This is a genomic window from Ruegeria sp. CRTD044, assembly GCF_059613485.1.
Genome location: NZ_JBXWSP010000016.1, coordinates 404,794 through 429,584, shown reverse-complemented (window position 1 = coordinate 429,584; position 24,791 = coordinate 404,794). Strand labels below are relative to the sequence as shown.

23 protein-coding genes are annotated in these 24,791 nt (G+C 61.2%); 7 read left to right on the top strand and 16 right to left on the bottom strand.

Features of this window, described 5'->3' with window-relative positions:
* Window positions 1-33: 33 nt before the first annotated feature.
* Window positions 34-765, top strand: coding sequence for a hypothetical protein (locus tag AC2FNL_RS14495; RefSeq protein WP_496834067.1), 732 nt, complete (start codon window positions 34-36; stop codon window positions 763-765).
* On the opposite strand, the gene AC2FNL_RS14490 is transcribed toward AC2FNL_RS14495, so the two are convergent.
* Window positions 753-4,181, bottom strand: coding sequence for an indolepyruvate ferredoxin oxidoreductase family protein (locus AC2FNL_RS14490; protein WP_496834066.1), 3,429 nt, complete (start codon window positions 4,179-4,181; stop codon window positions 753-755). The genes AC2FNL_RS14495 and AC2FNL_RS14490 overlap by 13 nt on opposite strands.
* 138 nt (window positions 4,182-4,319) lie before the next feature.
* Between AC2FNL_RS14490 and AC2FNL_RS14485 the strand changes: the two genes are divergently transcribed.
* Window positions 4,320-4,781, top strand: coding sequence for an Lrp/AsnC family transcriptional regulator (locus AC2FNL_RS14485; protein ID WP_496834177.1), 462 nt, complete (start codon window positions 4,320-4,322; stop codon window positions 4,779-4,781).
* On the opposite strand, the gene AC2FNL_RS14480 is transcribed toward AC2FNL_RS14485, so the two are convergent.
* On the bottom strand, window positions 4,782-5,174 hold the full coding sequence (locus tag AC2FNL_RS14480; protein WP_093964572.1) for a DUF3307 domain-containing protein: 393 nt from the start codon (window positions 5,172-5,174) through the stop codon (window positions 4,782-4,784). It abuts the gene before it with no gap.
* Window positions 5,175-5,389: 215 nt separating this feature from the next.
* On the opposite strand from AC2FNL_RS14480, the gene AC2FNL_RS14475 reads away from it, so the two are divergent.
* Window positions 5,390-8,386, top strand: a complete 2,997-nt coding sequence (locus tag AC2FNL_RS14475; RefSeq protein WP_496834176.1) for a cyclic nucleotide-binding domain-containing protein — start codon at window positions 5,390-5,392, stop codon at window positions 8,384-8,386.
* 5 nt (window positions 8,387-8,391) lie between these two features.
* Here the strand turns inward: AC2FNL_RS14475 and AC2FNL_RS14470 are convergent, their stop codons facing one another.
* The 9 genes from AC2FNL_RS14470 to AC2FNL_RS14430 form a co-directional block, all read right to left on the bottom strand.
* Window positions 8,392-8,679 (bottom strand): ArsR/SmtB family transcription factor, encoded by a 288-nt coding sequence (locus AC2FNL_RS14470; RefSeq protein ID WP_170340532.1) that lies wholly within the window; start codon window positions 8,677-8,679, stop codon window positions 8,392-8,394.
* A 115-nt stretch (window positions 8,680-8,794) separates the two neighbouring features.
* Window positions 8,795-10,027 (bottom strand): mandelate racemase/muconate lactonizing enzyme family protein, encoded by a 1,233-nt coding sequence (locus AC2FNL_RS14465; RefSeq protein WP_496834065.1) that lies wholly within the window; start codon window positions 10,025-10,027, stop codon window positions 8,795-8,797.
* A gap of 31 nt (window positions 10,028-10,058) precedes the next feature.
* Window positions 10,059-11,153 carry a Zn-dependent alcohol dehydrogenase gene (locus AC2FNL_RS14460; protein WP_496834064.1) on the bottom strand — a complete coding sequence of 365 codons (1,095 nt, stop codon included), beginning with the start codon at window positions 11,151-11,153 and terminating at the stop codon, window positions 10,059-10,061.
* Between the two features lie 80 nt (window positions 11,154-11,233).
* Window positions 11,234-12,433 carry a TCR/Tet family MFS transporter gene (locus tag AC2FNL_RS14455; protein WP_496834063.1) on the bottom strand — a complete coding sequence of 400 codons (1,200 nt, stop codon included), beginning with the start codon at window positions 12,431-12,433 and terminating at the stop codon, window positions 11,234-11,236.
* Window positions 12,434-12,557: 124 nt separating this feature from the next.
* Complete coding sequence (locus tag AC2FNL_RS14450; RefSeq protein WP_496834062.1) at window positions 12,558-13,271, bottom strand: alpha/beta fold hydrolase; 714 nt, start codon at window positions 13,269-13,271, stop codon at window positions 12,558-12,560.
* 11 nt (window positions 13,272-13,282) lie between these two features.
* Complete coding sequence (pcaD, locus tag AC2FNL_RS14445) at window positions 13,283-14,071, bottom strand: 3-oxoadipate enol-lactonase (RefSeq protein WP_496834175.1); 789 nt, start codon at window positions 14,069-14,071, stop codon at window positions 13,283-13,285.
* A gap of 73 nt (window positions 14,072-14,144) precedes the next feature.
* Entirely contained in the window at window positions 14,145-15,119 is a 975-nt protein-coding gene (locus AC2FNL_RS14440; protein WP_496834061.1) for a threonine ammonia-lyase, read from the bottom strand.
* Window positions 15,116-15,943 carry an alpha/beta fold hydrolase gene (locus AC2FNL_RS14435; RefSeq protein WP_496834060.1) on the bottom strand — a complete coding sequence of 276 codons (828 nt, stop codon included), beginning with the start codon at window positions 15,941-15,943 and terminating at the stop codon, window positions 15,116-15,118. The genes AC2FNL_RS14440 and AC2FNL_RS14435 overlap by 4 nt, the downstream gene beginning before the upstream one ends.
* Window positions 15,943-16,629, bottom strand: coding sequence for a haloacid dehalogenase type II (locus AC2FNL_RS14430; RefSeq protein WP_170339856.1), 687 nt, complete (start codon window positions 16,627-16,629; stop codon window positions 15,943-15,945). Before AC2FNL_RS14430 ends, AC2FNL_RS14435 begins: the two co-directional genes overlap by 1 nt.
* Before the next feature lie 127 nt (window positions 16,630-16,756).
* Here AC2FNL_RS14430 and AC2FNL_RS14425 point away from each other — a divergent pair, with 127 nt between their 5' ends.
* On the top strand, window positions 16,757-17,185 hold the full coding sequence (locus tag AC2FNL_RS14425; protein ID WP_170339858.1) for an FKBP-type peptidyl-prolyl cis-trans isomerase: 429 nt from the start codon (window positions 16,757-16,759) through the stop codon (window positions 17,183-17,185).
* Window positions 17,186-17,437: 252 nt separating this feature from the next.
* On the opposite strand, the gene AC2FNL_RS14420 is transcribed toward AC2FNL_RS14425, so the two are convergent.
* The 3 genes from AC2FNL_RS14420 to fabA are packed head-to-tail and all read right to left on the bottom strand — an operon-like array spanning window position 17,438 to window position 20,022.
* Window positions 17,438-18,229, bottom strand: a complete 792-nt coding sequence (locus AC2FNL_RS14420) for an enoyl-ACP reductase FabI (RefSeq protein ID WP_093965010.1) — start codon at window positions 18,227-18,229, stop codon at window positions 17,438-17,440.
* A 5-nt stretch (window positions 18,230-18,234) separates the two neighbouring features.
* Complete coding sequence (gene fabB / locus AC2FNL_RS14415) at window positions 18,235-19,464, bottom strand: beta-ketoacyl-ACP synthase I (RefSeq protein WP_170339862.1); 1,230 nt, start codon at window positions 19,462-19,464, stop codon at window positions 18,235-18,237.
* A 48-nt stretch (window positions 19,465-19,512) separates the two neighbouring features.
* On the bottom strand, window positions 19,513-20,022 hold the full coding sequence (fabA, locus tag AC2FNL_RS14410; protein ID WP_093964585.1) for a bifunctional 3-hydroxydecanoyl-ACP dehydratase/trans-2-decenoyl-ACP isomerase: 510 nt from the start codon (window positions 20,020-20,022) through the stop codon (window positions 19,513-19,515).
* Window positions 20,023-20,210: 188 nt separating this feature from the next.
* Here fabA and irrA point away from each other — a divergent pair, with 188 nt between their 5' ends.
* On the top strand, window positions 20,211-20,630 hold the full coding sequence (gene irrA, locus AC2FNL_RS14405; RefSeq protein WP_093964586.1) for an iron response transcriptional regulator IrrA: 420 nt from the start codon (window positions 20,211-20,213) through the stop codon (window positions 20,628-20,630).
* Here the strand turns inward: irrA and AC2FNL_RS14400 are convergent, their stop codons facing one another.
* Window positions 20,631-21,527: a LysR family transcriptional regulator gene (locus AC2FNL_RS14400; protein ID WP_496834059.1), complete on the bottom strand. Its 897-nt coding sequence runs from the start codon at window positions 21,525-21,527 to the stop codon at window positions 20,631-20,633.
* A gap of 86 nt (window positions 21,528-21,613) precedes the next feature.
* Here AC2FNL_RS14400 and AC2FNL_RS14395 point away from each other — a divergent pair, with 86 nt between their 5' ends.
* The gene (locus AC2FNL_RS14395; RefSeq protein WP_496834058.1) at window positions 21,614-22,411 is read left to right on the top strand and encodes a phytanoyl-CoA dioxygenase family protein; all 798 of its coding nucleotides are present in this window, start codon (window positions 21,614-21,616) and stop codon (window positions 22,409-22,411) included.
* A gap of 15 nt (window positions 22,412-22,426) precedes the next feature.
* Here the strand turns inward: AC2FNL_RS14395 and AC2FNL_RS14390 are convergent, their stop codons facing one another.
* Window positions 22,427-23,290: a hypothetical protein gene (locus tag AC2FNL_RS14390; RefSeq protein WP_496834057.1), complete on the bottom strand. Its 864-nt coding sequence runs from the start codon at window positions 23,288-23,290 to the stop codon at window positions 22,427-22,429.
* A 122-nt stretch (window positions 23,291-23,412) separates the two neighbouring features.
* On the opposite strand from AC2FNL_RS14390, the gene miaB reads away from it, so the two are divergent.
* Complete coding sequence (gene miaB, locus AC2FNL_RS14385) at window positions 23,413-24,732, top strand: tRNA (N6-isopentenyl adenosine(37)-C2)-methylthiotransferase MiaB (protein ID WP_496834056.1); 1,320 nt, start codon at window positions 23,413-23,415, stop codon at window positions 24,730-24,732.
* The last annotated feature ends 59 nt before the right edge of the window (window positions 24,733-24,791 follow it).

Genomic DNA, 24,791 nt, shown 5'->3' with positions numbered 1-24,791 from the left:
GCTCTCGGGAAACACTGAGAAAGGGCGGGCGCGATGGCGAAGAATGACACCAGAGTTCTGATCTTGGGAAGTGCGCCTGCGGCGTTGGCGGCACGGGAATGGGCGCGTGGGTCGTTCACTCATATCGTGGCCATCAACAACGCCTGGCGCATCCGCGGAGATTGGGATTTCCTGATCCATCCCGAGGATTTTCCGGCCGAGAACCGCCCCGACTGTCTGACAGCGACGCAACGCATCGTTACGGCGCAGGATTATGTTCCGATCCAGAACGCGTATGGCGGCTTCGTCTATGCCGGTGGCACCATGGCCTTTACCGCCGGGTACTGGGCGCTGGGTGCTCTCAAACCATCGGTGATGGCCTTCTTTGGCTGCGACATGGTCTATCCGCGCTCGGGCAACACACATTTCTACGGCCAGGGAACGGCCGATCCCTTGCGCGCCGACGTCACTCTGCGCTCGCTCGAGGCGAAATCGGCACGGCTGGCGCTGCTGGCGGCGCGTCAGGATTGCAATATGGTGCGATTGTCCTCTGGCCCCAGCCGCCTAGTATATCCGTCCGTCTCGCATACCGGAATGACCTCCCAGGCCCTGCCGAGCACCGAACACGTCGATGCCCTGCTTAAAGCCGAGTGTGAGGTCGGCTACGTGGTGCCATCCGGCCGGTATTGGGAGGTCGAAGACCGGTTCGATCCGGCCGTTGTCGACCGGCTGGATGCGGTTTGGCTTGCGGCCTACAAGGCCTCGGCGCTGGATCAGGCGGCCTGAGCGCGCGGCACGCGCAACAAGTCATCGACCTTTCGTCTGGCGGTCTCGGCCGCTTGTATCCGAACCGGGCCGTAACCGCGGATCTCGTCAGCGCAGGCCAGGATGCTTTGCCACGTTTCGGCATCCCGATCCCCGTACTCGGCCACGACGCGGTCCAACAGCTCCTGATACCACTTCAGCAGATCGCGATGCAGGCGCGCTTCGGCGTGATAGGCAAACGGATTGAGAGCTGTTCCGCGCAGCGCCCGCATCTTTGACAGGCCCCGCAGAACCGGCTGCATCCAAGGTCCGAACGCCTTTTTCAGCGGTCGGCCCCTTGCGTCCGTTTTGCGGCTCAGCAGGGGCGGCGCCATATGGAAGCGGACCGCAAAATCGCCCTCGAACTGGTTGGCCAGGTCCTGCGCGAAATGGTCCGAAGTCATCAGCCGCGCGACTTCGAACTCATCCTTGTAGGCCATGAAGCGGAACAGGTTGCGAGCGACGCTGCGCAGCAGGGTCTCGTAAGCCTGCGGCAGAGCCGAGCGGAAGGTGGCGATACGATCGGCATAGGCCTGCGCGTATTTCGCGCTTTGATACTCGGTCAGGTAGGCGGTACGGCGCGCAATCATCTGATCCAGTGTTTCTTCTGAACCAACGTCGTCGGAAGGCAGCGCCAGAACGTCCGGACGAACTGCCATGTTGCGCCCGATTGCAAAAGCCAGACGGTTCTTCTCGACAGCGACGCCGTTCAGCAGAATCGCCTGACCCAGCGCGACATGCGATACCGGCACAAGACCGTGCTGCCACGCAAAACCCAGCATGACCACATTGGCAAACACGGCATCACCCAGCAGGGTTTCCGCCACCGCATTGGCGTCGAAACCGAACAGGTTTTCCGTTCCGACCACGTTCTGAATGGCTTGTTCACGGGCTTTTACTTGCAACTGAGCGTCGCGGCGCAGAACAATATCGCCGGTCGGCATTTCCGCCCGGTTCAGGACCACGCGCGTACCCTTGCGGTAATGCGCCGAGGCTTTGGGGCCCGAACTGACGACGACGTCGCAACCAATCACCGCATCGGCCGCGCCCTGATCAATGCGGACCTGGTTCAGCGCGTTTGGAGTGTCTCCTAAACGGATATAGCTGAGAACGGTTCCGAATTTCTGAGCAAAGCCTGTGAAATCCAGGACCGAGGCGCCTTTCCCTTCGAGATGGGCCGCCATCGTGATCAGCGCACCAACCGTCACCACGCCTGTGCCGCCCACGCCGGTTACCAGCAACTCGAACGGTTTGTCCAGGCGGGGCAGGGCAGGGTCGGGCAGCCCGTCCTCGAGTGTTCCCAGATCCAGCTTTGTAATGTGTTTGCGGCGTTCGCCGCCTTCGATGGTCACGAAGCTGGGGCAGAATCCGTTGAGGCACGAGAAATCCTTGTTGCACGAGCTCAAATTGATCTTGCGCTTGCGGCCCAGCGGCGTTTCGCGCGGCTCGACGCTCAGGCAGTTGGATTCGACCGAGCAGTCGCCACAGCCCTCGCAGACCAGATCGTTGATCCAGACGAACCGCTTGGGGTCCTCCATCGTGCCGCGCTTGCGGCGGCGGCGCTTTTCGGTGGCGCAGGTCTGTTCGTAGATCAGAACGGTCACGCCCGGGATCTCGCGCAGTTCGCGCTGCAGGGTGTCCAGCTCCGCCCGGTTGTGGAACGTGGTTTCCGACGGGAAATCCGCGTGGTGGAACTTCGAGATGTCGTCAGACACGATGGCGATCCGCTCCACGCCCTCGGCGCGGCAGGTCTGGGCGATGCCGGCGACGCTGACCGGGCCGTCCACCGGCTGGCCGCCGGTCATGGCCACGGCGTCGTTGTAGAGGATCTTGTAGGTGATGTTGGTCCCGGCCGCGACCGCCTGCCGGATCGCCAGCGAGCCCGAGTGATACCAGGTGCCCTCGCCGAGATTCTGGAAGATGTGCTTGCCGCCGTTGAACTTGGACGCCACCACATGCGGCACGCCTTCGCCGCCCATCTGGGCATAGCCGACGGTGTGGCGATCCATCCACGAGGCCATGACGTGGCAGCCGATGCCGCTGGCCGCGATCGAACCATCGGGCACCTTGGTCGAGGTGTTGTGCGGACAGCCCGAGCAGAAATAGGGCGTGCGGGTTGCACCAGGCACGTTGATCAGTTGCGGCGGCTGGTCCGTCAGCGCCTTGGCTTTGGCGGGCAGGTCCTCTTCGGGGAAAAACCGGTGCAGGCGGTCGGCCACGATCGGCACCAGCATCAGCGGGCTAAGTTCACCCGTCCAGGGGATCAGCGGCTCGCCGTGGCTGTCGTATTTGCCCACCATCTTTTGCGGCTTGTCGCCGGGCCAGTCATAGAAATATTCCTTGAACTGGCTTTCGATGATGCCGCGCTTTTCCTCGACCACGAGAACCTCGGCTTTGCCCTTCACGAAGCGCAGCGCGTTGCGTCGGGCCAGCGGCCAGACCATGCCGACCTTGTAGATGTCGATGCCCAGACGGCGGCAGGCGGCCTCGTCCAGTCCCAGCAGGCGCAGCGCCTCCATCAGGTCCAGATGCGCCTTTCCGGTGGTGACAAAGCCGAACTTGGCGTGGTCGATGTCATAGATGCGCTGGTCGATCGGATTGGCTTCGGCAAAGGCGCGCACGGCGCGCAGCTTGTGCTGGATGCGGGTCTCGATCTCGGGCGAGGGCAGGTCGGCGGCGCGCACATGCAACCCGCCGGGGGGCAGGTCGATCTCGGGCAGGATGAACTGTCGGTCGGGGCGCAGCTCGACCGAGCGGGCGCTTTCGACGGTTTCCGAGATCGCCTTGAACCCGACCCAGGTGCCGGAAAACCGCGACAGCGCAAAGCCGTATTCGCCGAATTCCAGATACTCCTCGACCGAGGCGGGGTTCAGCGTAGGCATGAACCATGCCATGAAGGCCACGTCGGACTGGTGCGGCATGGAGGAGCTGACGCAGCCGTGGTCGTCACCGGCCACGACCAGCACGCCGCCCTTGGGGGCCGAGCCATAGGCATTGCCGTGCTTCAGCGCATCGCCCGAGCGGTCGACGCCCGGCCCCTTGCCGTACCACATCGAGAAGATGCCCTCGAATTCGCACTGCGGGTCCAGAGTCGCCTGCTGCGCGCCCAGAACGGCGGTTGCGCCCAGATCCTCGTTCACGGCGGGCATGAAGGTGATGCGGTCGGATTTCAGCCGTTCGCGCGCGCGCCAAAGCTCCAGGTCGAGCCCGCCCAAGGGCGATCCACGATAGCCCGAGACGAACCCGCCCGTGTTCAGCCCGGCATCGCGATCGCGCCGCGCCTGATCCATCAGGATACGCGCCAGCGCCTGTGTCCCGGTCAGGAACACGCGACCCTCGGTCTGTTCGTACCGGTCTGCGAGTTGATAAGTGCGAAGATTGCTGTCGTGGCGGCTCATGGCTTGGACCTGGATTGGCTTTGAGATGAACAACTGTAGTTCGGTACTTACGAAATGTTGTACCAATGGATCCGAAATTCTGATAAAAATCCGATAGAATTAACCGAAAAACACGAAAAACACGAAATGGCTTACCAAATGATGCAGCTGGACGACAGAGATCGCCGGATTCTGACCCTGCTACAAAAGGACAGCCGCGTGTCGAATGCGGACCTGGCCGATGCGGTCGGGATGTCGACCTCGGCCCTTTGGAGACGGGTGCGCGCATTGGAAGAGGCCGGCATCATTGAACGCTACGGCGCAGTTGTGAACTCGGTCGCGCTGGGGTTGGGGTTCGAGGCGATCGTACATGTGCATCTGACGCGGCATGATCCCGACAAGATCGTGGAGTTCATCCGGGCAATCGAAACCTGCAAGGAAGTTCAGGAATGTTTCGCAACGACCGGTCAGGCAGACTATCACCTGCGAGTGCAGTGTTCCGATCTTGCCGCCTACAACGTCTTTTTGGAGAGGTTTCTGTTTCGTTTGCCGGCCGTCGCAAGTGCGCAGACGAATGTGGTTCTACGGGCGGTCAAACGCAATCGTTCGGTCGAGTTCTGACTACCGCGCGACGAATTCAACCCAGGCCCAGGCCATCGCGATGTAAGTGAGGTTGTGCAGGCATTGATCCAAACCGGCGGCCCGCCAAAAGGCGGCCTGATCAGGTTGCAATTGTTTCTTGTCGGAATAGCTGGCTTTGGCGAAATCGATATTGAAATGCACGATCCACTCGAGCGCACCGATGATCAGAATGAACGAAAGCGGCGCGCCGAATATCAGGAAAACCACGACTGAGCCCACAACATGCACCGCGGCATGCTGTGCGCGCCCGACATGCAGGTACTCCCCCCGCCCAGACAGCATCTTGGGCGTTTGAAGGTAGAAATCGGCAAACATGTGTTTGATCTGCAGTGCACACAGCAGAAGCAACACAGTGCCAAGTGTAGCAGGCAAAAACTACCCTCCCGATATCGTCCTGACCTTCAGACTAAGGGCTATGAGACAGGATCGCAAATGAACTAGTTCACACAAGTCGAAATAGTTTTCGCCTTGGAAACCATTTGCCTATCCAAGCGCGATTGCAGTACCGTCGTGCTGCTTTGACCGCGGCAGGATCGCTGCAAAACAGTTTCGGGTCACCAGTAGGGGCAGGGGCCATAGAACGTTCAATTTTTGGATTTATTTGGAAGTATTCCAAGCGTGATCAGCTTGTTCTGCTGGCCGTGACGGCAACTTTGTTCCCGCTGCTGTACCTGACGCTTGAATTGCCCAAACGCATCATCAACGACGCAATCGGCGCCTCCAGCGAGATCGTGGATGCCTGGGGATACAGTCTGTCGCAGACGACGTTTCTGGTAATTTTGTGCTTCGCCTTTTTGGCGGCGGTGTTGGCGCATGGTTTGATGAAGATGCGCATCAACACGATGAAAGGCGTTCTCAGCGAACGAATGCTGCGCCGGTTCCGATACCAGTTGATCAACCGCGCACTGTTGTTTCCTCAACCCTATTTCGAGCGCGTCAGTCAGGGCGAACTGGTCTCGATGATCACCGCCGAAAGCGAGCCGATGGGCGGGCTGATGGGCGATGCGATCAGCCAGCCTGTCCTTCAGGCGGGGCAGATGCTGACAATCCTGTCCTTTCTATTCCTGCAAAGCGTCTGGTTCGGATTGGCTGCTGTCGCGCTGATCCCATTGCAGGCCTGGCTGATCCCGCGATTGCAGCGCCAGATCAACCTGTTGAACAAGCGCCGGATCCAGGAGGTGCGCGTACTGGCCGCTCAGATCGGCGAGAACGCGGCCGGCGCGGCAACTCTGCGGCAGAACGGCGGCTGGCGCCATCGCCGAGCCCTGATTTCAGATCAACTGTCCCGGCTGTTCAGCATCCGGTTCGAGATCTACCAGAAAAAATTCTTCATGAAGTTCATCAATAACTTCATCTCTCAATTGACTCCGTTCCTGTTCTACCTGGTCGGTGGTTTGCTGGTTCTGCAGGGGTCAGTTTCGCTTGGTGCTCTCGTGGCAGCGCTCGCTGCCTACAAGGACCTCAGCTCGCCTTGGAAGGAACTGCTGACCTACTACAACCAGACACAGGACATGTCGCTGCGCTGGGAGGTGGTCATCGAACGGTTCGCCCCGAGCGGCATGCTGGATGAAACCCTGTTCGAAGGCGAGCCCGACAGCCGACCGCACCTGAATGGCCCGATCGAGTTGGAGCAAGTCTCGGTGCGTGATCTGGATGGCAATCAGGTTCTGGATGATCTGAACCTGACCTTCCCCGCCGGTAAGACCATAGGGATCGCCGCCCCCAGCGAAGAGGACCGCCGGGCCTTGGCGGATCTATTGACCCGGGAGATCCTGCCAAGTTCGGGCCGGGTCGAAATCAGGGGTGTTAACCTGTCCTCGCTGCACCAGGCCGTCGTGGCGGCCCGGATCGGTCATGCCACATCGCGACCGGTGATGTTCCAGGGAACCGTTGGCGGCAACGTGATGATGCCGATGCAGCTCAGGCCTCTGACCGCTCCACCGGAGGACGCGGACCACCTTGAAACGCTGCGTGCGGGAAACAGCCCCGATCCCTTCCGGGCCACATGGCTGGACCCTTCACTGGCCGGGTTCGAAACGGCCGAGCAGCTGCGCGATTGGTGGTTGAAGCTGATCGACGGACTGGGCTCCGGGCCCATCTTGTTCCAACGCGGGGCCGAGTTGGGTTTCGATCCCGAAAAACACCCCGACCTTGCTGCCAAGCTGATCGAGCTGCGGCCTTTGGTGCAGGACGCTGTCAAAAAGGCCGGTCTGGAGTCGCAAGCCCTGATTTTCGACCGCATGACGTACAACGCTGCGCTGCCCGTTGCCGAAAACCTGCTGTTTGCTGTGCCACGCGTGCAGGTGACGCAAGAGTTGCTGGCCCGGCAGACCGTTTTCCTGGGGCAGTTGCGCGAGTTGGGTCTGGATGAAACACTGGTCGGCCTGACACGTGACGTGATCGAAATGCTGCGTCAGATCTTTGGTCTGGACGGGACGGATCACCCGTTGTTCCGCAAGCTGGGTCTCGAGGCCGCCACCTACGAAGCCGCTGTCGACCTGGTGGAGAGGACCCGGGAAACCGGCGCATCGGGGTTGGACGATGACCAGTTGGCCAGCCTGCTGGCCGTGCCTTTCGTGATCTCGGCCGAACAGATTGGGCCGGCCTTTTCCGAAGAGCTCAAGAACCGCATCCTCGAACTGCGGCACAGCCATTCCGACAAGTTGATGGAGCGCCTGAACGACGTGTTCGAGCCGCTGGACCCGGCCACCTTTGCGCCCGGATTGACGGTTATGGAGAATGCGCTGTTCGGCAAGGTCAGCCAGATCGGGGGCGCGCGGTCGGACGAGGTTCGGAAAGTGATCGCAGACGTGCTGACCGAAAACGGAGCCCGTCCGCTGGTGGTTGAGCTGATCTACGATGTACCGGTCGCGCTGGGCGGGCAGAACCTGCCGGCCGCGCTGGCCGAGCCTTTGGCCTTTACCCGCGCGACAATCAAGAAGCCGGATATCCTGATACTGGAAAATGCGCTGGCGAGTTATGGCATGGACACGCAGGTGGCTGTGTTCAGAAACCTGCGAGAGCTGCTTCCGGACGCCACGATCATCTACCTGAACGAACAGTTCAAGAACCCCGGCGCTTTCGACATGTTTGTCGAGATCCGACAGGGGCGCGTAGTGTCCGATCAGGTTCCGTCGGATGTCGAAGGTGACAGTGCAGCCTCGGCGGACCTCACGCGAAAGCTGCGTGCCTTGGAACAGACGCCGCTGTTTTCGGGGCTGGATCGTCGTCAGCTGCGGCTGCTCGCCTTTGGTGCGCGCTGGTACGAGGCAAAGGCCGGCGAAGTCGTGTTCCTCAAGGATGACCAGCCGACCGATGGTGCCTACATGATCATCGACGGCGAAGCGGGTCTGTACCTGCCGCAGCCGCCCGAGGAGGATCGGCTGGTGACCCGCGTCGGCAGCGGCACCCTGGTGGGCGAACTGGGCCTGATCCGCAAAGAGCCCCGCGCACTCAGCATGGTGGCCGAAACCGATCTGACCTGCCTGCGTATCGGCGAGGAAGAGTTCCTGGCCGTGGTAGAAAACGATGCTGCGACCGCGTTCAAGCTGTTGCAGGTGATCGCAGGCTATGTATCACGCTGACAGGTTCAGGCCTGCGGGCTACAGAACAGGGAATGCATCAACTCGATCACCTGCTTGGCTTTGCCGTCACGCAGCGAATAGTAGATCGTCTTGCCCTCTCGGCGGGTTGAAACCAGGCCTTCGGTTCGCAGACGCGCCAGCATCTGGCTGACCGCGGCCTGGCGCAACTTGAGCAAGGCTTCAAGCTCGCCCACCGAGCGTTCTCCGGCCGCGAGATGGCACAGGATCATCAAGCGGCCCTGATGCGCCAGCGTCTTGAGGAAAGCCGCTGCTTGCGCGGCGCTTTCCTCCATTTCCGAGGGCAATTCGGATTGTGGGGTCGTCAATTCGGCGTCAGTGAAAGTCACGTGGTACCTTGGGGATGGAAATAAGGGGTAGACGCAGTATGCACCAACTTGTCTGAAATTGTCATCCCTCGGTTGCCGGGGCCCCGCCCTGAAACGCATTGCCGTTGACATAGTCGCAGGGGGCTTCCTGCATCTGCAGGTGCAGACCGTCGCCGGAATAGGGGTGGGCACGGGCCAGTTCCTCGTCGACCTCGATGCCCAGGCCGGGGGCCGAAGGCGGCTCGACAAAGCCGTTATCGACCCGGATCGAGCCCTTGATCAGCTGGTCATGAAACGGCGTTTCGATGGTCTCGAGCAGCAGCAGGTTCGGGATCGAGGCCGCGAGATGGATGTTGGCGGCCCATTCCACCGGCCCGGCATAGAGATGCGGCGCCATCTGCGCATTGAAGACCTCGGCCATGGCGGCGACCTTCTTCATCTCCCAGATACCACCGGCCCGGCCCAAGGCGGGCTGCAGGATCTCGGCCGCGCCGGCGCGCAGAACCGCGCCGAATTCGGCCTTGGTGGTCATCCGCTCGCCCGTGGCCACGGGGATGCGGACACTGCGGGCGACGCGGGCCATGTCCTCGATCATGTCCGGGGGGGTGGGCTCTTCGAACCACAGCGGCGAATAAGGCTCGATTGCCTGCCCAAGACGGATGGCGCCCGCGGTGTTGAACTGGCCATGGGTGCCGAACAGCAGGTCGGCCTTGTCGCCCACTGCGTCACGGATCGCCTTGCAGAAGGCCACCGACATCGAGATGTCGGACATGGCCGGCATATGCCCGCCGCGCATCGTGTAGGGGCCCGCCGGGTCGAACTTGACTGCGGTAAAGCCGCGCCGGACTACTTCGGCGGCGCTTTCCCCGGCCTGTTCGGGCGAGGTCCAGAAATCGGTCAGATTGTGCTGCGGCAGCGGGTACAGATAGGTGTACGCACGGATGCGGTCGTTCATCCGGCCGCCGATCAGAGCGTATACCGGGCGGTCCCGGTCCTTGCCCAGAATGTCCCAACACGCGATTTCCAGTCCCGAAAACGCACCCATAACGGTCAGGTCGGGGCGCTGCGTGAAGCCGCTGGAATAGGCACGACGGAACATCAGCTCGATATTCTCGGGGTTTTCGCCGGCCATGTGGCGGTCGAAGACGTCACGGATGACGTGTTTCATCGCCTCGGGACCTACCGAGGAGGCATAACACTCGCCCCAGCCCGTGATGCCGGTATCGGTGGTGACTTTCACCAGAATCCAATAGCGCCCACCCCAGCCCGGCGCGGGCGGGGCGGTCACGATGATGTCGAGATCCTGCAGTTTCATCCGGTCTCCTCCCGCCGGTGGTCCGGGGCCGTCAGCCCCGGTCGAATACGATCACGTTGCGCTTGGCCGACCCGGTCTTGGTGTCTTCGATGGCCTCGTTGATCTGTTCCAGCGTCCAGCGCCCCGAGATCAGCTCGTCCAACTTCAGTCGCCCCTGTTCATACAGATCGATCATCCACGGAATGTCGCGCTGGATCACCACGTCGCCCATCTTCGACCCGACCATGCCCTGACCCAGGGCCGCCAGAATGACCGGCTCATAGCTGGATTGCGCACCGGAATGCGGCATGCCGATCATAACCGCCTTGCCACCGCGACCCAGATAGCGGGGCGCCTGATCATAAGCGGGGATTGCACCGACGGTGATCAGAACCGCATCGGCCCCGCGACCGCCCAGGGCCTTGTAGGCTGCTTTCCACGGTTCTTTCAGCGTGGCCAGCACCCCGTGCGTGGCGCCGAATTCCTTGGCGATTTCCAGCTTTTCCTCGGTCATGTCGACGGCCACGATCCTCCGGGCCCCGGCCAGCCGCGCGCCCTGGATGGCGTTCAGGCCCACCCCGCCGGCGCCGATGACCACGACATCCTGACCCGGGCGCAACTGCGCGGCGTTGACCGCCGCCCCCACGCCGGTGATCACCCCGCAGGACAGCAGGCTGGCCACGTCCTTGGGCATCGCGTCGGGTATCTTGACCATCTGGCGGTGGCTGACCACGACCTTTTCGGCAAAGGCACCACAGGCCATCGCTTGTTCCAGCGGCCCACCGTCCGCCGTGCGCAGCGGACCCTTGACGGTGTCATAGGGCGTTTCGCAGATCACCGGCTTGCCGCTGGCGCAGGACGGGCACGATCCGCAAGCGCGGATCAGGGTCACCACGACCGCATCGCCAACCTTGAACCCTCCGCTGGCTTCTCCGACGGCCGAGACCACACCGGCAGCCTCGTGCCCGTAGACGGCGGGCAGAAACCCGCCCCAAGCGCCGCTGGCATAGGTGATGTCGGAATGGCAGATCGCCACCGCATCCAGCGTGACCTCGACCTCGCCCATGCCGGGCGGCGCGATCTGGATGTCTTCGATGACAAGCGGTTCGTTGAAGGCGCGGCATACGGCGGCTTTGATGGTCTGCATGGATCCCTCGTTTGGTTTGGGCCACGGTGACGCGGGAACCTGCGGTCCGCAAGGCTGAAACCGTCATTCCCGTGTCGTTGTTACGTTTCGCTGCGATGTGCGCGCAGAAACAGGACGAATCCGGCCAGCATCAGCAGCAATGCCAACAGGAACGGGGCCCCTGGAAGGTAGAACGCTGCATCAACCCGCGCGAATTGGGCGAAAACGGTGGTCATAACCAACGGGGAGATCACCATCGACAGCGCGTGGAGAGCGGCCAGAACCCCCTGAAGCTCTCCCTGCTGCGAATCCGGCGTTGCGCGTGACATCTGTGCCTGAAGGGCTGGCGTCACGACGGCGCCCAGTGCGGTGATCGGAATCAGCATCAAGGCAATCGTGCCGTTTGTGAGAAAACCCAGAGCCAGAAAGCTGACGATCTCGAAGATCATGCCCCAAACGATCGTGGTCCGCTCTCCCAAGTGGCGGGTGGCGGGGCGGATCAAGCCGCCCTGAACCGCAGCCATTCCCAATCCGTAGACCGCAAGTGACAACCCGATCATCTGCGGCGACCAACCGAAACGCTCGGTCGTGAAGTATGACCAGATGGCGGGATAGACGTAGATCGATACCGAGTACAAAAAGTATACCCACAGCAACGGTCGGATGCCGGGCAGGGCGGCGATGGCACGCAATGCGCTGTCAGGACGCGCGCGGTGCCAGCGGAATCCGCGGCGGTTTTTGTCCGTGACCGTCTCAGGCATGACCGCGAGGCCCAGCAGGAAATTTGCAAATGACAATCCGGCGGCCGCCCAGAACGGGGCGCGGGTTCCGTATTCGCTCAGCAATCCTCCCATCAAAGGGCCGAGGACAAAACCTACACCAAAAGCCGCTCCGATGAGACCGAAATTGGCGGCCTTTTCATGGGGTTTCGATACATCCGCCATAAAGGCCGCTGCGGTAGAGTGGGTGGCCGCCGTGATGCCGCCCACGATGCGGCCGATCAGCAGCAGCCAGATGCTGCCGGCCATGGCCATGACCACGTAGTCCAAGCTCATGACAAACAGAGAAACCAGCAAGACCGCGCGGCGTCCGTAAGCATCCGACAGGTTGCCAAGCACCGGACCGAACAGGAATTGCATCGCGGCAAAGGCCGTGCTGAGGATGCCGCCCCAAATGGCTGCCGATGCCAGAGAGCCGCCCTGAACCTCGACGATCAGCTGAGGCATGATCGGCATGACCAGTCCGATGCCCATTGCATCGATCATGACAGTGCCCAGTACGAAAAGAAAAGGAAGACGCATGAAACCGAACGAATGACTTATTTTGCAGGACCTTAGTCGCCCGCCTGTCGTGTTGTAACCCGGTCTTTTGTCATTGAGACGATATTCTCGTCTGATGGCACGTTAACCTTGGCCGGGCCGGATCTCAGACGCGGGTGGCGATTGCGTCCAATTGACGGGCGAGATCTGCGGGGTGCGAGAAAAATGGGGAATGGGAGCTGTCGATCGTCAGGCGCAATTCGGGCGGCGCGCAATGGCTCATCTCTTCTTGGTATTCAGTTGGAATCGTCCGGTCATCCGTAGTGCGGATATAGGCCTTGGGAATTCCGTCAAAACGCTCGCTCAGATCCAACGGCGTGTCCTGCGGGCGGATCGCCTGCGGGCACAGGCGTGCCAGGGCATAGGTGACAACGTCGGCCGGACAGTCGTGGTAGAAGAGGGATTGCACCCGGTCCGGCAACACGCTGTAGGACAGTCCGTCTGCCGATTTCTCGACCGCATCGCCAATCAGCTGCCTAGGTGCGCGCCGGCGCATTTCGATCATCGACAGCCCGGAGACCGGCACGTAGGCGCAGACATAGATCAGGGCCCGCATCCGGTCAGGGGCGAATTCGGCGGCCGCACTGATCGGGTAGCCGCCCCAGGAATGGCCGACAAGGATCGTTTGCGGGGTCGTGGCATTCAAAACCGCATCTCGACACATCTCGAGCGTGACCTCGGACACTGGGGTCGGGTCCGATCCATGGCTGGGCAGGTCGATCGCACGGACCGAATGCCCCAGATTCTCAAGTTCCGGTATCAGATCGCGCCAGCACCATGCGCCGTGGCAAGACCCGTGAACAAGAAGAAATTCCGCCACCGTGACCTCCTTCAGATATGTCCGGTTTCTCGCAGAAAAGCGTTCAGCAACTCGGCGTAGACCTCGGGCCGCTCGACGCAGGGCAGGTGCCCGGCCTTGCGGATCAGCTCGAACCGGGAGCCGGGGATCAGGTCGACGGTTTCGCGCACCAGATCGGGAGGGGTCGAGCCATCTTCCGAGCCGGCAATTCCCAGCGTCGGCAATCTAAGCCCGCTGGTTGGCGTATAGAAATCCGTGCCCGAGATGGCAGAACAGCAGCCCAGATACCCCTGGACCGGTTGGCGTACCATCATGTTGCGCCATAGCTCGACATCGGGGGTTTCCCGAAATGCTTTCGAAAACCAGCGCTCCATGGTTGCTTCGGCCAGCGCCTCGATCCCACCTGTACGAACGGCTGCCATCCGATCGGCCCACATAGAGGGCGTCCCTATTTTGGCGGCCGTGTTGGACAGGACCATCGCCCGGATCTGATCCATCCGCTTGACGGCCAGCCCCTGCGCGATCATTCCGCCGATCGACAGGCCGACGAAGACGCAATCCCGTACCTCGAGAAAGTCCAGAAGCCGCTCGGCATCGCGCACCAGACTTCCCATTGAATAGGCGCCATCCGGTTGCGAGGACAGGCCGTGCCCCCGCTTGTCATAGCGGATGATGCGCAGACCTTTGGGAAGCAGAGGTAGCACGGGGTCCCACAAGCGCATGTCGGTGCCCAACGAATTGGCAAAGACCAAAGGTGGACCATCCGGGTCACCGTCCAAGCGATAGTGAATCTGAACATCTCCGAGATCAGCGATGTGCATCTGGTCAGCCTTTTTTGCTGCGATCATTCCGACAGTTTACGCCGCGATTTATTGCATCTGTCCTAACCCGTTGTCAGGTAAGGAATTCCAACGCGCGGGCAAAGACCTGTGGATCGACATTCCCGCCCGATGCCACGACGATAACGGCGTCGCCCTCGATATCGTCCTTGCGGAACAACGCCGACGCCAACGAGACTGCCCCGCCCGGTTCCAGAACGACCTTGAGGCGCAGGAACGCCAAGGCCATGGCGTGGAGAGCCTCGTCTTCGGATACCGCCAATCCCGGTCCGCAGAGGCGACGGAGGATCGGGAAGGTGATATCACCGGGCCGCGGTGTCAGGATCGCGTCGCAGATATTGCCTGCGGCTGCGTTGTTGGTCTGAACAGACCCCGAGGCCAGGGATCTTTTGACATCGTCGAATCCTTCGGGTTCGCAGGGGCGCGCCCTGAGACCTGGCGCATGTTTTTCCAGGGCAAGTGCCACGCCTGAGGTCAGTCCACCGCCACCACAGCATACCAGAACATCGGCGTCGGTCACACCGAGATCGCGCGCCTGCCGCGCCACCTCGAGGCCGACGGTGCCCTGACCGGCGATCACCTGCGGTTCGTCATACGGCCGGATCAACGTAAGACCGCGCTCCCGGGACAACGCCTCGCCGATCTCTTCGCGGCTTTCATTGGCGCGATCATAAAGGATGACCTCGGCGCCCAAAGCTCGAGTGTTTTTGATCTTCAGGGCCGGTGCGTCGGACGGCATGATGATGACGGACTGAACACTATGAAGTGTAGCCGCATGCGCCACGCCCTGCGCATGGTTGCCTGATGAATACGCGATGACCCCGCGTTTGCGAGCCTCGGCATCCAGTGCGGAAATCGCAGACCACGCTCCGCGAAACTTGAAGCTTCCGGTATGTTGAAGGCACTCGGGCTTGACCAGAACGCGCCGCCCGGCAAGGTCGTCCAAAAACGGCGATGTGAGGATCGGGGTTTCGCGCGCGTGCCCGTGTAGGCGCACGGCAGCGGCTTCGATCAGGTCAATTGTGCTCATATCAAATCCAGTACCTTGCGAATGACGGTTAGGGACTGCGGTTCGTCCAGAAATGGAACATGGCCCCGGTCGGGCACTTCGGCCGAAATCAACCTCGCATGACGCTGGTGCATCTCTGCAAGGGTCTCGGAGCTCAGCAAGTCCGAGTTCGCTCCACGGATCACTCCGGTGGGAAGCGGGTTCAGGGCTTCGAACAATGGCCACAAATCAGCGGGCGGGCCCGCTGCAATCTGTTCTTGCAACGCGGTTCTCAATGCGGGGTCATAACGCAACCGCAGGCCGGTGCCGGTTTCTTCGTACTGGAATGCGGCCTGCTTTCTCCAGGTTTCAATCGATACGCCCGGAAACTGCGGGTCCATTGCCTGTTTCAGCGCAAAAGCGGCCTGTTCCAGCGTTGTTGCGGCAGGAGCCTTGCCGACATAATCCATAATGCGCCCGATGGCCGACGGTTCGATTACGGGGCCCACATCATTCAGAATGACGGCACTCAGACGTTCGGGGCGAATTGCGGCGACGGTCATGGCAATCAACCCGCCACGCGAGGTGCCAAGGATGCTGACCCGATCGAGGTTGAGGTGATCCAGCAACTCGATCACGTCCTGCGCCTCGCGCGGAACGGAATAGTTGCGATAATCCGGATCAAAATCCGAGTCTCCGCGCCCCCGATAGTCCATCGCAATGACCCGTAGTCCGTTGGCGTGCGGCGTGAAGAAGGAAAAATCCCGGCTGTTTCTGGTCAGGCCGGCAAGGCACAGTAGCGGCTTGCCGCTGCCTGTATCTTCGTAGGTCAGGCGCAGACCGTCAGACGTCGTGAATTGTGGCATCAAACGCCCGCCAGTTCCGGGATCGAGGTCAGGTCGGAGAGGACATGCGCCGGGGTCCACGGCAATCGGTCCATCGGCTCGCCGGCGCGGTTGACCCAGGCCGTAACGAACCCGTACCCGCTGGCTCCGGCGGCGTCCCAACCATTCGAGCTGACGAACAGAACGTTCGATCTTTCGCACCCGAAACGGTCGCACACAAGATCATAGACCCGTGCATGCGGTTTGAAGACGCCGACGCTTTCAACTGACAGAATGTCGTCCAATACGCCGCCGATACCCGCAGACCTGACCGCGCCTTCCAGCATGGGCGGCGATCCGTTTGACAGGATCGCGGTCTGCATCCCGCCGTCCTTGAGCGCCTTAAGCATGGCGGGAACCTCGGGATAGGCCTGCAGTTCCCAATACAGGTCCAGCAGTCTCTGCCGCAGCGCAGGGTCCCCCTGCAGGCCCGTCGCCTCGAGCGCCCAGTCCAGGCCATCCTGCGTCACGTCCCAGAAATCGGCATGAGCGTCCGCCACAGCACGCAGCCACGTGTATTGCAGCTGTTTCAACCGCCAGTGGTTGGCCAGTTCAGGCCACTTGTCACGCAGCGCATCCTGGCCCGGTTCGGCGGCCGCCTGACGCGCGGCTGCGGCCACGTCGAAAAGGGTTCCATACGCATCGAAAACGCAGGTTGTGATCGCCATCTGCCTCTCCCCATCTTCCGGGGCAGGTTGGCACAGGCCATGCGCGGGTTAAAGCGTAAAAGGGTTTACATTGGCGGGTCAGTCTCTAGGTTTGACCGCTCATTCTAAACTCAGGTCGGAGACAGTTATGACCGCAATCAAACAAGGCGACACGGTTCGCATTCACTACACTGGAACTTTGCGGGACGGCAACGTTTTCGACAGCTCGGAAGGACGCGATCCGCTGGAGTTCGCCGTGGGGTCCGGCCAGATCATTCCGGGTCTGGACGCCGCTCTGCCGGGCATGGAAATCGGCGAGAAGAAACGGGTCGAAGTGGATTGCCAGGACGCTTATGGGCCGATCAACCCCGCGATGCGCCAGGACGTTCCGCGCGAAGGCATCCCGGACGACATCCCACTGGACCCCGGCACCCAGCTGCAGATGCAGACCCCCGATGGCCAGGCGCTGCCTGTGACGGTGGTGGACGCCAACGAAGAAACCGTGACCCTGGACGCAAACCATCCGCTGGCGGGCCAGGATCTGATCTTCGACATCGAGGTCGTTTCGATCAACTGATCAGGGCGCGTTCAGCCGCCCAACAATGACCCAACCGCCTCACGAAGCTGCGGTTGGGTAAAGAAGATCCACAATACCAACAATGTCGTCAGGGTCAGCAGTAGCGTTCGCGCGCGGCTGCTGAGCACTCCGGTCTTGCGACGAGAGTGAGATGCACGCGAATTGGTCGCGATTATCCGGTCTAGTTTGCTCATGTGATATCCCTGCCGCGGAAGTTTGGTAAAATCTTGGCAACGACAGGGAAAGATCGCGTCACATGAAGTCGGGCTGTGGCATTCCCAGGATGTGGAAACCGCCGTCTACGCGAATGATTTCACCGGTGGTGCAGGCCCCCGCGTCCGACGCAAGGTAAACGGCCGTGCCGCCAACCGCTTCCAGCGTGGCGTTCGATCGCAGCGGGGCGTTCTGGTCGCAGAACTTGTAGGTCTTGCGAGCCCCCCCGATGGCCGCGCCGGCCAGGGTTTTCATAGGTCCGGGCGAGATGGCGTTGACCCGGATCCCGTCGGGGCCCAGATCATTTGCAAGATAGCGCGTCGCCGATTCCAGGGCAGCCTTTGCAACACCCATAACATTGTAGTTCGGCACGACCTTGTTCGAACCCTGATAGGTCAGGGTGAGCAGCGTCCCGCCGTTTTCCTTCATCATCGGATAGGCGCGACGGGCCACTTCGATGAACGAATAGGCCGAGACATCCAGCGAGTGCTTGAAATTCGCCCGCGTGGTGTTCAGGAACCGCCCGGTCAGCTCGGTCTTATCCGAGTAGGCGATGGCGTGGACGAGGAAATCAATCGTTGGCCAACGGGCGGCCAGTTCGTCGAATGCCCGGTCCAGCGATGCGTCATCGGTCACGTCCGCATCGACCATGAAGTCGCTGCCCAGGCTCTGTGCAAGGGGTTCCAGCCGTTTTCCGAAGGCCTCGCCCTGGTAGGTGAATGCCAGTTCAGCGCCCGCTTCGTGCATGGCCTTTGCAATGCCCCAGGCGATCGACCGATCATTGGCGACGCCCATGATCAGCCCGCGCTTACCCTTCATAGAATCCGACATCATAATCACCCGTTATACTTGGACAGAATCATGGAACCGTTGGTGCCACCAAAGCCGAAGCTGTTGGTCATGACACTGTCCAAACCTGCGTTTTCAACAACCTCAGTTGCAATTTCGCCGGGCTGGATGCCTTCGGCCAGCGTGTCGACATTGATCGACGGCGCAATGAAATCATGCTGCAGCATCAAGAGGCAGAAAATAGCCTCGAGCGCGCCGGCAGCACCCTGAGCGTGGCCGGTCATCGACTTGGTCGAGGAGATCGGCGGCACATTGCCCTCGCCGAAAATCCGGCGGACGGCTTCGACTTCGCCCACATCCCCGACCGGTGTCGAGGTTCCGTGCGCGTTGATGTAGCCGACCTTGCGGCCTTCGGGCAGGGTGGACAAGGCCAGGCGCATCGCGCGCTCTCCACCTTCTCCCGAGGGCGCGACCATGTCGTGCCCGTCCGAGGTTGCGGCATAGCCCGTCACCTCGGCATAGATCTTCGCGCCGCGGGCCAGAGCATGTTCCAGCTCTTCCAGAACGACGATGCCGCCGCCGCCCGAGATCACGAACCCGTCGCGGTTCTGATCGAATGCGCGCGAGGCTTTTTCGGGCGTGTCGTTGTATTTCGAGGACATCGCGCCCATCGCATCGAACAGGCAGGACAAGGTCCAGTCCAGTTCTTCACCGCCGCCAGCGAACATCACGTCCTGCTTGCCCAGCATGATCTGCTCGGCCGCGTTTCCAATGCAATGCAACGACGTCGAACAGGCCGAGGTGATCGAGTAGTTGATGCCCTTGATCTTGAACGCAGTCGCCAGGTTGGCCGAGATCGTCGAGCACATGCATTTCGGAACGGCAAACGGTCCGATGCGCTTGGTTGCGCCGGTTTTCAGAACAGTCTGGTGTGCGGTCAGCATGGCACTGGTGGACGGTCCACCGGACCCGGCAACAAGACCGGTACGCGGATTGACGACCTGATCTTCGCTCAGCCCCGCGTCAGCGATTGCCTGGCTCATCGCGATATGGGCATACGCGGCGCCTGGTCCCATGAACCGCAAAGTGCGCTTGTCGACTTGTTCCGACACATCGATCTTGAGCGTCCCTGCGACCTGGCTGCGGAAGCCGTGCTCGACCATCTGCTCGCTGGCCTCGATGCCGGACTTACCCGCCTTGAGCGAGGCCAGAACCTCTTCGGCATTGTTCCCGATGGAAGAGACAACCCCCAAACCGGTGACGACGACGCGACGCATTTGCGTTCTCCTGTGTTCCATTCCCTGTTGACTGTCAGTCAGCTGGGGTCAGCTTTCCGACAATGCAACCTTCATGTCCTTGACCTGATAGATGACTTCGCCATCCGCTTCGACCCGGCCATCCGCCACACCCATAGTCAGGCGGCGGGTCTGGACTGCCTTGGTGAAGTCCACGTAATAGGTCAGCATCTTGCGGTCAGGGCGCACCATGCCTGTCAGTTTCACTTCGCCCACACCCAGCGCATAGCCGCGACCCTGCCAGCCACGCCAGCCGAGGTTGAAACCGGTCAGCTGCCACAGTCCGTCAAGACCCAGACAACCCGGCATGATCGGGTTTCCGGGAAAGTGGCAATCGAAGAACCAAAGGTCCGGTGTGATGTCGAATTCGGCCACGACATGCCCCTTGCCGTGCGCGCCGCCGTCGCCTGAAATGTCGGTGATGCGGTCCATCATCAGCATCGGGGGAGCCGGAAGCTGAGCATTTCCGGGGCCGAAGAGTTCGCCGCGCGCGCATTTCAGCAGGTCGTCCTTGTCAAAGCTGCTTGGGAATTGGGCCATTCTGCCGCGTCTCCTGCCAGGGGTCTGTTTATTCAATCTGGCCTCGTCTATCACCCGTTTGCAAGGTCCTGCAAGACCACCCGAACACATCCGGCCCGCCGGAGCCGTTGATTGCGAATGAATTTCATTTGAAATTGGTGGTGGTCGGCACTTATATAATGGGGCAGGGGAAATTGGGTAATGGTTTCATGACAGCTCAAAGTCGGGACATCGCTACGAACTGGTTGGTTGACGCCGGGCTGCGCCCGACGCGCCAGCGTGTTGCCTTGGCCGAATTGCTGGTGGGCGATGGCCGCCACCGACATGTCACCGCCGAAAGCCTGTTCGAGTCGGCCAAGACCAAGGGCGACGCCGTTTCCCTTGCAACGGTCTACAATACCCTGCGTGCCTTCTGCGATGCCGGCGTTCTGCAGGAAATCACCGTGGACGGCTCGAAAAGCTATTTCGACACCAACACCCATGACCACCCGCATTTCTTCTGGGAGGACGAGGGCCGCCTCAGCGATGCGCCGTCCGACCAACTGGTTATCCAGCGTCTGCCCGAAGCACCGGCCGGGGTCGAGATCGCGTCGGTGGACGTTGTCATCCGGCTGCGCAAAAAGCGCTGATCACAGTTTCCCAAGCGACCTAACCAGAGCCTGTTCAGCAGCGGAGACTGTCGTGTCCGCAGGACCGGTGCCGTGACGAGCCAGAATCACGGCCTCGGTTGCATCGGGGTCGCTGATCGGCAGGCTCAGCAGCGGCATCCGATCATAGCTAAGGCCGTTTTGCGGGCTGGCATAGCTGATGCCCACCCCTTCACCATGGGCCGCAAGACTGCGTTGGATCTCGAGCGATTCCGCGCGGCAGGACACGCTGGGGTGCAGCCCATGACGCCGGAACAAGCCCAGGACATGCTGCGCTGACAGACCTTCTTTGGACAGGATGAGCGGGTACTGTTCAAGCTCGGCAAGTGAAACGCTGCCTTGCCCGGCCAGAGGGTGCGCAGGACTGACCAGCGCGTTTGGCGTACTGTCCAGCAGCTTGTGGCGTGAGAAACCGGAATCAAGGCCTAGGTCGTAGGTGAGCGCCAGATCGAAACGTCCGTCGGTCAATCCGCCGATCAAGCCTTCGAAAGTGTCAACACCGTGGGTCAGAGCGATATCGGGAAGGGTGTCCCTGATCGTCTGCATTGCCCGCGCCAGCAGGAACGGCGCAAGATCCACAAAACAACCCAACTTCAAATGGCTTGTTCCGGCAACCGGGGCTTTCGCCTCTTCGATCTGGGCTGCGCTCGTCAGCAAGGCTTCGGCCTTGTCGATGAACTTGCGCCCCTGAGGCGTCAGCGACATTGCCGCGCCGCGTCGGCGCGAGAATAGCGGATGGCCCAGGTGTTCTTCGACCCGGGTCAGCGCGTTTGAAAGGGCAGGTTGCGATACGTTCAGGTGCTGTGCCGCGGCGGACAGGCTTCCGTGTCGCCCAATGGCGCAAACATATTCGTACTGGCGCAAGGTGATATATAACATGGAGTTAATGCTTATTTTGAAAGATATGATTTGAACAGGGGTGCCGGACAGGTGCAAATCGGTCTCAGCAAATGACGGAGACCGACATGCCACACCCTCTTGTTTCCCCGGAGATGATCGAAACCTATCGCAATGACGGGGTTGTTCTGGTCGAGGGCCTGTTCGCCGATCACGTTGATGTCTTGCGGGAAGGGGTGGCACGCAACATGGCTGATCCCGGGCCATATGCGTCGGAAAACAAGAAAGAAGGCGAAACCGGCCGTTTCTTTGACGACTATTGCAACTGGTCTCGCATCCCCGAGTTTCGGCAGGTCATTCAAGCCTCGCCGGTTGCCGAGGTCGCTTCCGACCTGATGGAGTCACGTTCGGTCCAGATGTTCCACGACCACGTTCTGGTCAAGGAGCCCGGCACCTCGATGGCCACGCCGTGGCATCAGGATGGGCCCTATTACTTTGTGGAAGGGCGTCAGACGATAAGCTTCTGGTCGCCGCTCGACCCGGTGACGCAGGCGACTCTGCGGTGCGTGGCCGGGTCGCACCTGTGGGAAAAGGAAGTGTTGCCGACGCGCTGGGTTTCGGAAGAGGGTTTCTTTCCTGACGAGGGCCAGTACATCGCGGTGCCAGACCCCGAGGCCGAAGGGATGCGGATCGTTGAGTTCGACATGGAACCCGGCGATGCGGTCGCCTTCAACTTCCGAACCCTGCACGGTGCCCGAGGAAACCAGTCGGACAGCCGGCGCCGCGCCTTCTCGCTGCGGCTGGTCGGGGATGACGCCCGGTATGTCGAGCGTCCGGGCCGGACGTCGCCGCCGTTTCCGGGGCATGACATGCGGGCTGGACAACGACTGCGCGAGGACTGGTTCCCGATTCTGCTCAATCGCTGAGCCGTTCCGGCGCGCTCAGAACCACTGGCCAGGTTCCATCAGGCCAAGGTCCAGCAACTGGTGCGAATTCCATTGGAAAGGAACCGAGGAGGGGCAGCGGAAACTGGGAATATCAAAGGTCGATCCCGCGTTGCTTTTCAGAGCTTTGGCGGCGCGGAACGAACAGATGGCAGCCGTCAGGTTGTGATGCCAGGGGCAGGCATAGGTGTTGTACTCGGGCTCGCTAAAGGTGTGATCGGGTTGGAGGGTCAGACCCTTGCAGCTTTTGAACAGCGCGATCCGATCGATCCGGCGCCGTTCGTACGGGATGTGATCCTCGAACCGCCAACGCAGGCCACCGGACATGTCCAGCTGACGCTCCAGCGGTTGTCCCGACCGGTCGTGCCGGGAATGAGCGTAGTATCCAGTGCTGTCCAGCATCGCATGATCCGGGGCCACGCCGTTGGGATAGGCCGACAGGTCGTCGGCGTAGATGTCGATCACGTGGCAGAGCATCGCGTCGCGCCGCTCCTCGGCGTGAAAGGCCAGCATCTCTCCGACCGTGCGCGTTTCGCAAAACGGAAAGAACAGGTATTCCGAGTTGTAGCAGTAGTACAGCCAGATGTTTGGCTCCGCCTGAATGACGCGATTTATGGTGTCGAACACCACATTTCTGGGCGAACACCGCATCGTGACCCGGTGCACCCGGTCCAAGATTTCAGGCAGGATCGAAAACTGGGCCGGTGCAAATACGATCACGGATTTGAACCCCAAGTCCAAGTGATGGCGCAGGGTCCCATCAAGCTCGACATCGTCTTCGGCGAAAACCAATGCGACCGGCCCCTTGGTCAACGCTGCCCGGCCCGATTTCAGAAAGTGGTCGAGGGATTCGTATTTCATTGCCCGCGTGTAGCCTGCCTTGCTGGAAATATCCGTCAAATTCGGGTAATTGCGCCAGCATTGCAAGCGGCGTTCGATGCGTATAGACGACGCCGGTCCAGCGAACGCAAAAGGCCCAGCCCATGTCCGAACCGAAAAAGCTGTATATCAAGACCTATGGCTGTCAGATGAACGTCTATGACAGCGAACGCATGTCCGAGGCGTTGGGCGGGCAGGGCTATGTGGAAACGCAGTCGCCTGAAGATGCGGACATGATCCTGCTGAACACCTGCCATATTCGCGAAAAGGCGGCCGAGAAGGTGTATTCCGAACTGGGCCGCTTCAAGGGGTTGAAGGCCGAAAAACCCGATCTGAAAATCGGCGTGGCGGGCTGTGTGGCGCAGGCCGAGGGAGAAGAGATCATGCGCCGGCAGCCGCTGGTCGATCTGGTCGTCGGCCCGCAAAGCTATCATCGCCTGCCCGAGCTTGAGGCCAAGACGCGCGCCGGCGAAAAGGCGCTGGATACCGATTTCCCCGAAGAGGACAAGTTCGAGAAACTCAAGAACCGCCCCAAGGCCAAACGCGGCCCGACGGCGTTTCTGACCGTGCAGGAAGGCTGTGACAAGTTTTGCGCCTTCTGCGTCGTGCCCTATACCCGCGGGGCCGAGGTCAGCCGCCCCGCCGATCGCATCCTGCGCGAGGCGCAGGACTTGGTCGAGCGCGGCGTGCGCGAGATCACGCTGCTGGGCCAGAACGTCAACGCCTATCACGGGGCCGGCCCCGATGGCGACATGACCTTGGCCGGGTTGATCTGGGAATTGAACAAGATCGACGGGCTGGAACGCATCCGGTTCACCACCTCGCATCCCAACGACATGACCGACGACCTGATCGAGGCGCACGGCACCTGCGAGAAGCTGATGCCCTATCTGCACCTGCCGGTGCAGTCGGGGTCGGACAAGATCCTCAAGCGGATGAACCGCAGCCACACCGCCGAAAGCTATCTGCGACTGATCGAGCGGATCCGGGAAGCGCGCCCCGACATCCTGATGTCGGGTGATTTCATCGTGGGTTTCCCCGAAGAGACCGAAGAGGATTTCCAGGCCACGTTGGATCTGGTCGAGCAGGTCCGCTATGGCTATGCGTATTCGTTCAAGTATTCGACCCGGCCGGGCACGCCTGCGGCCGAGCGTCCGCAGGTCGATCCGCAGGCGGCGGACGACCGTCTGCAACGCTTGCAGGCCCTGATCACCCGGCACCAGCGCGAGATCCAGGATGAGATGGTTGGTCGGACAGTCCAGGTTCTGTTTGAGAAACCCGGGCGTCTGGCCGGACAGATGGTGGGCAAGTCCGAATATCTGCATGCCGTCCACGTTTCCGGAGCCGATCTTTCGGCGGGAGATCTTTGCAACGTCCGGATCACGGCCTCGGGCGCCAATTCACTGGCCGGCGAGGTGCTGTGACAAGGCCGCGTTTCACCGCTCAAGCAACACTCGTGGCGTTTGTTTCCAAAATTTACCCT

Coding starts and splice junctions, on each gene's coding strand:
- AC2FNL_RS14400 (WP_496834059.1), bottom strand. CDS start 21,527: ATGTTATATATCACCTTGCGCCAGTACGAATATGTTTGCGCCATTGGG.
- AC2FNL_RS14430 (WP_170339856.1), bottom strand. CDS start 16,629: ATGGCGATCACAACCTGCGTTTTCGATGCGTATGGAACCCTTTTCGAC.
- AC2FNL_RS14440 (WP_496834061.1), bottom strand. CDS start 15,119: ATGAGCACAATTGACCTGATCGAAGCCGCTGCCGTGCGCCTACACGGG.
- AC2FNL_RS14395 (WP_496834058.1), top strand. CDS start 21,614: ATGCCACACCCTCTTGTTTCCCCGGAGATGATCGAAACCTATCGCAAT.
- AC2FNL_RS14455 (WP_496834063.1), bottom strand. CDS start 12,433: ATGCGTCTTCCTTTTCTTTTCGTACTGGGCACTGTCATGATCGATGCA.
- AC2FNL_RS14425 (WP_170339858.1), top strand. CDS start 16,757: ATGACCGCAATCAAACAAGGCGACACGGTTCGCATTCACTACACTGGA.
- miaB (WP_496834056.1), top strand. CDS start 23,413: ATGTCCGAACCGAAAAAGCTGTATATCAAGACCTATGGCTGTCAGATG.
- AC2FNL_RS14485 (WP_496834177.1), top strand. CDS start 4,320: ATGATGCAGCTGGACGACAGAGATCGCCGGATTCTGACCCTGCTACAA.
- AC2FNL_RS14490 (WP_496834066.1), bottom strand. CDS start 4,181: ATGAGCCGCCACGACAGCAATCTTCGCACTTATCAACTCGCAGACCGG.
- AC2FNL_RS14420 (WP_093965010.1), bottom strand. CDS start 18,229: ATGTCGGATTCTATGAAGGGTAAGCGCGGGCTGATCATGGGCGTCGCC.
- AC2FNL_RS14390 (WP_496834057.1), bottom strand. CDS start 23,290: ATGAAATACGAATCCCTCGACCACTTTCTGAAATCGGGCCGGGCAGCG.
- fabB (WP_170339862.1), bottom strand. CDS start 19,464: ATGCGTCGCGTCGTCGTCACCGGTTTGGGGGTTGTCTCTTCCATCGGG.
- AC2FNL_RS14470 (WP_170340532.1), bottom strand. CDS start 8,679: ATGGAGGAAAGCGCCGCGCAAGCAGCGGCTTTCCTCAAGACGCTGGCG.
- AC2FNL_RS14495 (WP_496834067.1), top strand. CDS start 34: ATGGCGAAGAATGACACCAGAGTTCTGATCTTGGGAAGTGCGCCTGCG.
- fabA (WP_093964585.1), bottom strand. CDS start 20,022: ATGGCCCAATTCCCAAGCAGCTTTGACAAGGACGACCTGCTGAAATGC.
- AC2FNL_RS14465 (WP_496834065.1), bottom strand. CDS start 10,027: ATGAAACTGCAGGATCTCGACATCATCGTGACCGCCCCGCCCGCGCCG.
- AC2FNL_RS14435 (WP_496834060.1), bottom strand. CDS start 15,943: ATGCCACAATTCACGACGTCTGACGGTCTGCGCCTGACCTACGAAGAT.
- pcaD (WP_496834175.1), bottom strand. CDS start 14,071: ATGCACATCGCTGATCTCGGAGATGTTCAGATTCACTATCGCTTGGAC.
- AC2FNL_RS14460 (WP_496834064.1), bottom strand. CDS start 11,153: ATGCAGACCATCAAAGCCGCCGTATGCCGCGCCTTCAACGAACCGCTT.
- irrA (WP_093964586.1), top strand. CDS start 20,211: ATGACAGCTCAAAGTCGGGACATCGCTACGAACTGGTTGGTTGACGCC.